Raw genomic sequence first — 242 nt, forward strand, 5'->3', positions numbered from 1 at the left:
GTGCGAGCTATATCAGCATCGGCCCTTTGACAGAGAAAGCGCTCTTGGAATACGGGATCTCATCCCATGTGCCTGACACTTATACGATTGAAGGCATGCTGGACGTCATGTGCAGCATGTCGGGAAAGGATTGATAATGATGAATCAAACATTTAACAGACACCGCCGTTTGCGCGCGAACGCTGCGATGAGAGATTTAGTAAGAGAAACACGTCTTCACCCTTCAGATTTTATTTACCCTC

2 pseudogenes are annotated in these 242 nt (G+C 47.1%); both read left to right on the plus strand.

The window, feature by feature from the left end:
* Nucleotides 1–134 (plus strand): annotated as a pseudogene (locus tag R0K30_RS23225) (uroporphyrinogen-III synthase); the annotation flags it as partial.
* 5 nt (nucleotides 135–139) lie between these two features.
* Nucleotides 140–242, plus strand: a pseudogene (locus R0K30_RS23230) (porphobilinogen synthase); the annotation flags it as partial.

Source organism: Bacillus sp. SIMBA_154 (assembly GCF_046536015.1).
In the GTDB taxonomy this organism is placed as follows: domain Bacteria; phylum Bacillota; class Bacilli; order Bacillales; family Bacillaceae; genus Bacillus; species Bacillus pumilus_P.